This is a genomic window from uncultured Novosphingobium sp., from assembly GCF_964277725.1.
Lineage (GTDB): Bacteria > Pseudomonadota > Alphaproteobacteria > Sphingomonadales > Sphingomonadaceae > Novosphingobium > Novosphingobium fluoreni.
Genome location: NZ_CAXYKL010000185.1, coordinates 1 through 8,632, shown reverse-complemented (window position 1 = coordinate 8,632; position 8,632 = coordinate 1). Strand labels below are relative to the sequence as shown.

At 61.6% G+C, this 8,632-nt stretch carries 9 protein-coding genes; 7 read left to right on the top strand and 2 right to left on the bottom strand.

Annotated features, from left to right (window positions below; translation table 11 throughout):
* The first annotated feature begins 169 nt into the window (after positions 1-169).
* A complete protein-coding gene (locus ACHWRX_RS10285) occupies positions 170-2,191 on the top strand; it encodes a biotin carboxylase N-terminal domain-containing protein (RefSeq protein WP_394659124.1) in 2,022 nt (673 codons plus the stop codon).
* A 60-nt stretch (positions 2,192-2,251) separates the two neighbouring features.
* Here the strand turns inward: ACHWRX_RS10285 and ACHWRX_RS10280 are convergent, their stop codons facing one another.
* Positions 2,252-2,590 (bottom strand): hypothetical protein, encoded by a 339-nt coding sequence (locus ACHWRX_RS10280; protein ID WP_288483856.1) that lies wholly within the window; start codon positions 2,588-2,590, stop codon positions 2,252-2,254.
* A gap of 641 nt (positions 2,591-3,231) precedes the next feature.
* Between ACHWRX_RS10280 and ACHWRX_RS10275 the strand changes: the two genes are divergently transcribed.
* The 6 genes from ACHWRX_RS10275 (at position 3,232) to ACHWRX_RS10250 (ending at position 8,127) form a co-directional block, all read left to right on the top strand.
* Positions 3,232-3,597: a CsbD family protein gene (locus ACHWRX_RS10275; protein ID WP_394659123.1), complete on the top strand. Its 366-nt coding sequence runs from the start codon at positions 3,232-3,234 to the stop codon at positions 3,595-3,597.
* A gap of 15 nt (positions 3,598-3,612) precedes the next feature.
* Positions 3,613-5,130 (top strand): PAS domain S-box protein, encoded by a 1,518-nt coding sequence (locus tag ACHWRX_RS10270; protein WP_394659122.1) that lies wholly within the window; start codon positions 3,613-3,615, stop codon positions 5,128-5,130.
* Positions 5,127-5,357, top strand: coding sequence for a hypothetical protein (locus ACHWRX_RS10265; protein ID WP_394659121.1), 231 nt, complete (start codon positions 5,127-5,129; stop codon positions 5,355-5,357). Before ACHWRX_RS10270 ends, ACHWRX_RS10265 begins: the two co-directional genes overlap by 4 nt.
* Positions 5,358-5,392: 35 nt before the next feature.
* Positions 5,393-6,241 (top strand): hypothetical protein, encoded by an 849-nt coding sequence (locus ACHWRX_RS10260; RefSeq protein WP_288417355.1) that lies wholly within the window; start codon positions 5,393-5,395, stop codon positions 6,239-6,241.
* A 62-nt stretch (positions 6,242-6,303) separates the two neighbouring features.
* Positions 6,304-6,441 carry an entericidin A/B family lipoprotein gene (locus tag ACHWRX_RS10255; protein ID WP_394659120.1) on the top strand — a complete coding sequence of 46 codons (138 nt, stop codon included), beginning with the start codon at positions 6,304-6,306 and terminating at the stop codon, positions 6,439-6,441.
* Between the two features lie 183 nt (positions 6,442-6,624).
* Positions 6,625-8,127, top strand: coding sequence for a sensor histidine kinase (locus ACHWRX_RS10250; protein ID WP_394659119.1), 1,503 nt, complete (start codon positions 6,625-6,627; stop codon positions 8,125-8,127).
* A 10-nt stretch (positions 8,128-8,137) separates the two neighbouring features.
* Here ACHWRX_RS10250 and ACHWRX_RS10245 read toward each other — a convergent pair.
* Positions 8,138-8,632, bottom strand: a 495-nt coding sequence (locus ACHWRX_RS10245) for a pilus assembly protein (protein ID WP_394659118.1), incomplete at its 5' end; no start/stop codon positions are given.

Below are 8,632 nucleotides of genomic sequence, written 5' to 3'. Positions count from 1 at the left end.
GGCTACATCGACGAAGTGATCTACCCCCACTCCACCCGCCGCCGCATCGCCCTGTCCCTGCGCAAACTGCGCAACAAGACACTCGAAAACCCCTGGAAAAAACACGACAATATCCCGCTGTAAGCGGAGAAATGCGTCTGTCACAGCGTCTCAAGTGAGAGGAACCACCGTGTTCAAGAAGATCCTGATCGCGAACCGCGGCGAGATCGCCTGCCGCGTCATCAAGACCGCCCGCCGCATGGGCATCCAGACCGTCGCCGTCTACTCAGACGCGGACGCGCGCGCGCCGTTCGTGCAGATGGCCGACGAAGCCGTGCATATCGGGCCCGCACCCGCGGCGCAGTCCTACCTGATCGCCGACAAGATCATCGCTGCTTGCAAGCAGACCGGCGCCGATGCGGTGCACCCGGGCTATGGCTTTCTCTCGGAGCGGACTTCGTTTGCTGAATCGCTGGCGGCGGAAGGCATTGAATTCATCGGCCCTCCCGTTGGCGCGATCGCCGCAATGGGTGACAAGATCGAATCCAAGAAGCTGGCCAAGGCTGCCGGCGTCAACGTCGTCCCCGGCTTCGTGGGTGAGATCGAGGACACCGAGCACGCCGTCCGGATCTCGAACGAGATCGGCTATCCGGTGATGATGAAGGCTTCGGCCGGCGGCGGCGGCAAGGGCATGCGCCTGGCGTACGACGAGAAGGACGTGCGCGAAGGCTTCGAGGCGACCAAGCGTGAGGGTCTGAACTCGTTCGGCGACGATCGTGTGTTTATCGAGAAGTTCATCCTCAACCCGCGCCACATCGAAATCCAGATTCTAGGCGATAAGCATGGCAATATCCTCTACCTGAACGAGCGTGAATGCTCGATCCAGCGCCGCCACCAGAAGGTGGTGGAGGAAGCGCCATCGCCCTTCGTCACGCCCAAGATGCGCAAGGCCATGGGCGAGCAGTGCGTCGCATTGTCACGCGCGGTGGGCTATTACTCGGCCGGTACCGTGGAACTGATCGTCTCGGGCGCCGACCCGACGGGCGAAAGCTTCTACTTCCTGGAAATGAACACCCGCCTGCAGGTGGAACACCCCGTCACCGAAGCGATCACGGGAATCGACTTGGTCGAGCAGATGATCCGGGTTGCAGCCGGCGAGAAGCTGGAGATTACGCAGGACGACGTGAAGATCGACGGTTGGGCGATCGAGAACCGTGTCTATGCGGAAGATCCCTATCGCGGCTTCCTGCCGTCCACGGGCCGCCTGGTGCGCTATCAGCCCCCGGTGGAAGGCTGGACGGATGACGGTGCGGCGAATGGCCGCCGTGGCATCGATGGCGTCCGCGTAGACGATGGCGTCTACGAAGGCGGCGAAGTCTCGATGTTCTACGACCCGATGATCGCGAAGCTGGTGACCTGGGGCGCGACGCGTGACGAAGCGGCGGACAAGCAAGTCGCCGCGCTCGACACGTTCGAGATCGAAGGCCTGGGCCACAACATCGATTTCGTCAGCGCGATCATGCAGCACCCGCGCTTCCGCTCGGGTGAACTGACCACCGGCTTCATCGCCGAAGAATATCCCGAGGGTTTCCACGGCGCGGCTGCGTCGGACGAAACCTTGGAGAAGATTGCCGCTGTCGCTGGTTTCATCGCCACCGCCCGTGCCGACCGTGCCCGCCGCGTGGACGGCCAGCTGGGCGTCCCGCTCGATCCTCCGGGCGAGTGGACCATCACCATCGGCAAGACCCCGTTCGAGGTGGTGATCGACGAAGACGAAGTGCTGGTGAACGGTCGCGCGGTTGAACTGGCGATGGAATACACACCCGGCGAGCATCTCGTCACCGCCGAAGTCGATGGCGAAATGCTGGGCCTGAAGGTCGCGCCCAGCCGGTCCGGGCTGACCATCACCACGCGTGGTGCGATCCACAAGCTGGGCGTATTGCCGACGCGTCTGGCCCCGCTCAGCCAGCACATGATCGAGAAGATTGCGCCCGATCTGTCCCGTTTCTTGATCTGCCCGATGCCGGGCCTGCTCGTCTCGCTGAACGTGGCCGAAGGCGACAAGGTGGAGGCAGGTCAGCCGCTTGCCGTGATCGAGGCGATGAAGATGGAAAACATCCTCCGCGCTGAAAAGTCAGGCACGGTCAAGGCCATCAATGCGACGGCAGGCCAAAGCCTGGCGGTGGATGCGGTGATCCTCGAACTGGAATAACGGAAAGAGGCATCAGGCGGCTGCAACAATGCACCGCCTGATGCCGATCCAGTCGACGTATCAGATTGCCAGCAGCGAGACGTCGTCTTCGCGCGGAGCATCCGGCGTAAAATCGGGGAGGGGATCGAAGCTTTCGTCGATGAGGCGGGCTTCGGCCAGACCGATCAGCTTGAACTGCCCCAGTCGCGGGTCCTCGTCCGACCGCCAGGTCTTGCCTAGGTTCAGGGCGCTGATGAACAAATCGCCATGGCGCTGGAACAACAAGTGCGGCGCCAGCCGGATCGTCTCACGATTATACCGCGCTTCCACCACCTTGCGACTGGCGATGGCTTCCATCACGGTCAGCCGCACATCCTGGCCGCCGCCATCTTGCGAACTTGAAGATTCTGCCTTTTGCATGGTGGCCGATATCCCGCATCGCCTCCGCTGACACAAGAGCGAAGACGGCGAATTCATAACCGCCGCCACCCGTGCACTTTCGCGAACCGATGGCGGCAGCCGTTCACGCCCCCATTGGGATCATGCTGGGGGCGCAAATGTTTCTCTATGCCGGGAGGTTCCGCGCGCAATAGAGTGCGTTGCCCATCCGCATAGTCTATTTGCACCAAAACACCGGATAGGCCTTTTAAAACTAAACGAGACGTCAGGGCCATTTTACCCGGCGTGTTGCCGAACGAATGGGTTGTTTTGTCTTGGTACAAGACCACTAGATACACAGCGCAAAGATACCAGGAACGCTTTTCTCCAACACCAGTTAATCCCGATCAAGCGGTCGATCATTGCGACCGGGTGAAGGAGAACTGTTTGGACGTCAGGCAATGTCGGTGAAAGGATCGAACCGGGTCGCACCAGCGCCCGAGCCGACAATTCGGTTTCAGTGCGTGTCTTTCCCTTTCAATGCCGGCTTGCCGTGTGGCTGGTCTGCAAGACCGGCCCCTTGTCATCGTAGACGAAGCCGATGGCTGTCCGTTCGGGCTGCCTCCGTTCGCGATCGAGACATGCCAAATTGAACGACTTCACGCTGATAATGGAGAATCTCAATGAACGAGAACGAACTGCGCGGTGAAGCTCGCTATCTTGGTGGCAAGATTCAAAAGGCGGCCGGTGATGCCGTCGACAGCACGGACTGGCAGGTCGATGGCGTGGTAAAGCAAGTGTCGGGGGCAGCGGAGCATGCCTATGGCCGCGCTCGCGCTGTAGCCGAAGATGTCTTGGAAGGCGCACCCGCCTTTGCGGACGAGGCGCGCGAAAGACTTCATGATGTGGCCGGACAAGCACAGGATGCCGTCCGTCGTGGCGGCTCGACTTTAAATGATAGCGTGCGCAGCGATCCTGCGATCTGGGCCGTTGCGGCGGGCGTGATCGGCTTGGCCGTCGGGTGGCTGATCCGTGGGAATCGGGTCTGAGCCTGGGCGGCTGAGGTGCCTACTCCCCTAAAAAGTCTCCGCGAGACGGCGGACCTGCGGCATTTGCGCCAGATCATTGCCGGCCTCGACGAGGGCGTGATTCTGGTCGATCCAGATCAGAGCCTGCTCTGGGCCAATGACGCTGCTTTGCGAATGCACGGCGTTGAACGGCTTGAGGAGTTGGGTTCCGATGTCGATGCATATCGGCAGCGGTTCCAGCTGCGCTATCGCAATAATCATCGGCTGAAGGCTGACGATTATCCCATCGAGCGCGTGGTGGCAGGGGAGTCCTTCTCGGAGGTCGTCGTAGAGGTGACGGTCGCCGGTGAGGAAGAGGCGCGCTGGGTCCATCAGGTACGCAGTCTGGTGTTGAACGATGGCGACGACGAGGAACCGGCTTGCGTGGTTCTGGTCATCCAGGATGTCACCGCGCAATACGAGGCCGAGGATCGGTTCGAGCAATCCTTTAACGCCAATCCCGCACCGGCCATAATCTGTCGCTTGGCGGACCTGCGGTTCGTGAAGGTCAACCAGGGGTTCCTGGATATGACGGGCTATGTCCGCGATCAGGTCCTGTGCAAGACCGTGTACGATATCGATGTGCTGCGCGAGGCGGAGAGGCGCGATCTGGCGAAGGAACGGCTCGCGCACGGCGGGACCATTCCGCAGATGGAAGCCGAACTCGAACTGCCGGATGGTGGGACCAAGCTTGTGATCGTGGCGGGCCAGCCGATCGATCTTTCCGAGCAGCCCTGCATCCTTTTCACGTTCGCCGACCTTGAGCCGCGTCGAAAGGCCGAGTCTGCGCTGCGTCATAGCGAAGAGCGGTTCACCCGCACCTTCCACGTCGCGCCGGTCCCTCTGGCGATTGGGTCGCGGGATGGGCATTTGCTGTGCGAGGTGAATGAGAGCTTCTCCGCTCTGAGTGGCTATGATTCCACGCAGATTATCGGCCGTTCGCTGACCGAGCTGGGGCTTTGGGCGAATGATGCCGTGGCCGAGCAGATCGAGCGGGCTGTCGAAGACGTCGGAGCGCTGCGAGGTCAGGAAGCTCGCATCCGCACGAAGGATGGCAGCTATGTCGACTGCCTCATATCTACCGAGACGTTCAATCTGGGCGGCGATGCCTGCCTCCTTTGGGCCTTCCAGGATATCACCCAGCGTAAATCCACAGAGATGGAACTGGTCGAGGCGATCGAGGCGGTGATGAAAGACACCAGCTGGTTCAGCCGCTCGATCATGGACAAGCTGGCCCGGCTGCGCTCGCCACAGCCGGACGAGGGCGGCGCATCTCTCGATGACCTGACCGCGCGCGAGCGTGAGGTTCTGGCGCTGATCTGCCGAGGGCTGGATGACAAGCGCATCGCGCGCGAGTTGGATGTGTCGGCCAACACGGTGCGTAATCACGTGGCGCGCATTTATGCAAAGATCGGCGTCAACCGGCGAACGGCAGCGGCGGCGTGGGCGCGCGCGCGGGGATTCGACGATGGCGGCGTGATCGCCGCGTTGCGGACCAAGGACGCCATCTCATGAGTGACGCGAGCAAAAAACCAGACGATCGCAAATCGGTGACTTCGACCAGTCCCGATCCACTCCCCGGTGATGCCGAGGCAGCCGAACGTCAGGCAAACCAGGCCAAGGCTTCGGTTCGCGAAGCCATCGGCAAGCTCATCGGTGACGACGCCGAAGTCGAGCAGGGGCAGGCGGACCAGAAGGCCGTTGCCACCCATAGTTTCAAAATCAAGAAGCAGCAGGAGTGAATATGGCGACGATAGTGACAGCAGAGGCGGTCCCAGTGGATCGCGACCTTTATGGAAAGGGCCGTACGCGGTTATCGTGGGGCGCGGCGTTTGCGGGCGTTGTGATCGCCGTGGCCGTGCAACTGGTCCTAGGCATCCTGGGCACAGGCATCGGCTTGTCCATGGTCGATCCCGTGGAAGGCACGACGCCCGGCGCGACCGGTTTCGGCATCGGGGCAGGCATTTACTGGCTGATCACCACCATCCTCGCGCTGGGCCTTGGCGGTTACGCCGCCGCTCGTGTTTCGGGCGTGACGGAGCGCTTCGACGCGCTGGTCCACGGTCTTGTCGTCTGGGGCGTAACGCTGATCCTGACGCTTTACCTGCTGACATCGGCGGTGGGCGGCATCATCGGCGGCGCGTTCCGCACGGTTGGCGCGGTCGCGGGCGCGGCCGGCAGCACGGTGGGCGCGGCCGCTCCCAAGGCGGCGGAGATCGCCGGGATCGACAATGGCGACGTCCGTCAGGAGGCTGCCAAGTATTTGTCCGATGCTCCTTCCGATCCGGCCCAGATGACGCCGGAGCAGGCTCAGGCCGAAATCGCCAAGCAGCTTCCCGCGCTCGCGCGTGGTGGTGCCGAAGGTGCGCAGGCTGAAGGCCGCATCGTCGACATCGTGGCGGCACAGCGCAAGATCAGCCGTCCTGAAGCTCAGGCACAGGTCGATCGCGCCAAGGCGGACTTCGTGAAGGCCAAGAACGATACGGTGCAAACTGCCAAGTCCGCTGCGGACAGCGCGGCCGGCGCTGCTGCCGGTACCTCGTTCGTGATCGTGCTGGCGCTGGTCATCGGTGCCGCTGCCTCCGCCTTCGGCGCGGCAGCCGGTGCCCGTCGCCGCGCTTACTAAGGTACGTGGGAGGCGTGTCGCAAGCTGGCGCGCCTCCCGGAAGTCAAACGATGGAGAATACCATGAAGAAGTCCCTGGTGATCGCGATGACGGTAACGGTCCTATCGCTAAGCGCCTGCAACACGGTCAACGGTGCCGGCAAGGACATGCGATCGGCCGGCAAGGCTGTTTCCGAGGCGTCTGGCGAAGACAAGAAGTAAGACGTCGCACCGCGAACCGCCGGCTATGTCGGCGGTTCGTGGCCTGCAATGACGATTAGCTCCAACGGATAATTTAGCTGATTGCGACCGATGCCAGGGCGATGACTTTTTGCCCTTCAAGCGTTATATGACCGGGCGGCGTGCGTTCTGATCGTGCAGCCCCTTGGAAGGTAAGCATTTTCGATGCAGTTCGAGAACCCGACGCCCGTCGCCTTGTCTGACGATGACCGCGCCTCGGTTCTGGCAAGCTTCGAAATCAGTGATTGGGCGGACGATCCACGCCTTAAGGCCATAACGGATTTCGCCGCGACATTGTGCGATACACCCGTGGCCCTGGTAAGCTTCGTGGAGACGCGCCGCCAGTGGTTCGCCGCGCGTACTGGCCTCGACACAACAGAAACCCCACGCGAACTTTCATTTTGTGCGCACGCGATGATGGGCACCGATATCATGGTGGTGCCCGATGCCACGCATGATGCGCGCTTCCGCAATAACGCTCTGGTAATTGGCGAGCCTAACATCCGGTTCTATGCTGGCGCGCCGCTTGTGACGGAGGCCGGCATCCCACTGGGCGCATTGTGTGTGATCGATAGCAAGCCACGCGCCGACTTGTCCGACATGCAGCGGCAGGGCCTTTCGGTTCTGGCCGCGAACGTCGTTTCATTGCTTTCCATGCGGCGTGACAATGTGCAGGCAACACGCGTTCTCGATGAAACCGAGGCGCGTTTCCGGGTGTTGGCCGATGCGATGCCACAGATGGTCTGGTCCACCCGGCCAGATGGTTATCACGACTATTATAATGCGCGCTGGTACGAATTTACCGGTATGCTGGCGGGGACCACCGATGGCGAAGGATGGAACGATATGTTTCATCCGGACGACCAGGAGCGCGCCTGGACGCTGTGGCGCCATTCCCTGCAAACCGGCGATCCGTATGAAATCGAATATCGGTTGCGCCACAAGTCCGGGCAGTACCGCTGGACCCTGGGCCGCGCGCTGCCGATCCGGCTTGAAGATGGCAAGATCGCCCGCTGGTTCGGCACGTGTACGGACATCCACGACAGCAAGATGCTGCAACATCAGGCAGAGATTGTCTCGCAAGAACTCAGCCATCGGATCAAGAACATCTTCTCGATCATCAGCGGGCTCATATCGCTGACGGTGCGGTCTCACCCCGGAATGGCGGAGGGCGGCGAAGCTTTGCGCAGTCGTGTCCTTGCCTTGGGCCGTGCGCACAACTTGATCAGTTCCGGCACGCATCTGAAAAGCGCGGTCGCGGGCTATACCAGCTTGCGCAGCTTACTGGATGAACTTCTCGCGCCATATCTGGAAACGGCAGGGGGACGGATCCAGATCGATGGCGAAGACCTGCGTGTGGACGATCGTTCCGCCACGCCGTTGGCTCTGCTGTTCCATGAGTTGGCGACCAACGCCGCCAAGTATGGTGCGCTTTCGCAAGAGGAGGGATCCCTTGCCATCGGGTTTCAGCAGCAGGGCGAAAATTTTGCGATCACCTGGCGGGAATCCGGCGTGCAAGGTGTACAGCCACCGCGCGCCGAGGGCTTCGGTAGCAAACTGGTGGACCTGAGTATCGTCAGGCAGTTGGACGGCGTGATCGAGCGCGCGTGGCCATCCGATGGCCTGGACATGCGCGTCAGCATCCCCGTCACCTCCCTCATTCGCTAAGGCGCATCACTTAGCAGGTCGAGGGCGTCACCCCGGCGACAGGATTGATGCCGGGCCCGGACGTGTCGCGGCTATCGCGCACCAGCATGGTGGCAGTCTCGGTGATCGGTCCGGTCGGCACGAACCGGGAGGTAATGATGGGCTGGTATTGATAGCCGATCTGCACAAATATGGCCGGGATGCCGGGTAGCGCCGTGACCTTGCCCCCGGTCGGCCCCATTCCGGTGAACGATCCTTTGTTCGTCTTCTTGCCATCCCCCTCAACGCCGTAACTTGATGGGTAGGCTAGTGATCCGTAGCAGCGTTGCCAGTGAATATATTGGCCCTTCGGCGGTTCTTCATCCACTTCCAGGCTGGAAAGGATGATCCGACCGTTTCGCTGGAAATCCATGCCGGTGGCCTGAAGGTTGGCACCTTGGAACAGGTCATTCACCTGCTTTTCGTTGACCTGGGTCTGGACAGAAGTCTGCGTGCCGATGCGCGTAGCGTTGTCAGCCACTTGCAG

What these genes read in the sequence shown, in the direction of transcription:
- ACHWRX_RS10250 (WP_394659119.1), top strand. Translation starts at nt 6,625, where the DNA reads ATGCAGTTCGAGAACCCGACGCCCGTCGCCTTGTCTGACGATGACCGC.
- ACHWRX_RS10255 (WP_394659120.1), top strand. Translation starts at nt 6,304, where the DNA reads ATGAAGAAGTCCCTGGTGATCGCGATGACGGTAACGGTCCTATCGCTA.
- ACHWRX_RS10280 (WP_288483856.1), bottom strand. Translation starts at nt 2,590, where the DNA reads ATGCAAAAGGCAGAATCTTCAAGTTCGCAAGATGGCGGCGGCCAGGAT.
- ACHWRX_RS10265 (WP_394659121.1), top strand. Translation starts at nt 5,127, where the DNA reads ATGAGTGACGCGAGCAAAAAACCAGACGATCGCAAATCGGTGACTTCG.
- ACHWRX_RS10275 (WP_394659123.1), top strand. Translation starts at nt 3,232, where the DNA reads ATGAACGAGAACGAACTGCGCGGTGAAGCTCGCTATCTTGGTGGCAAG.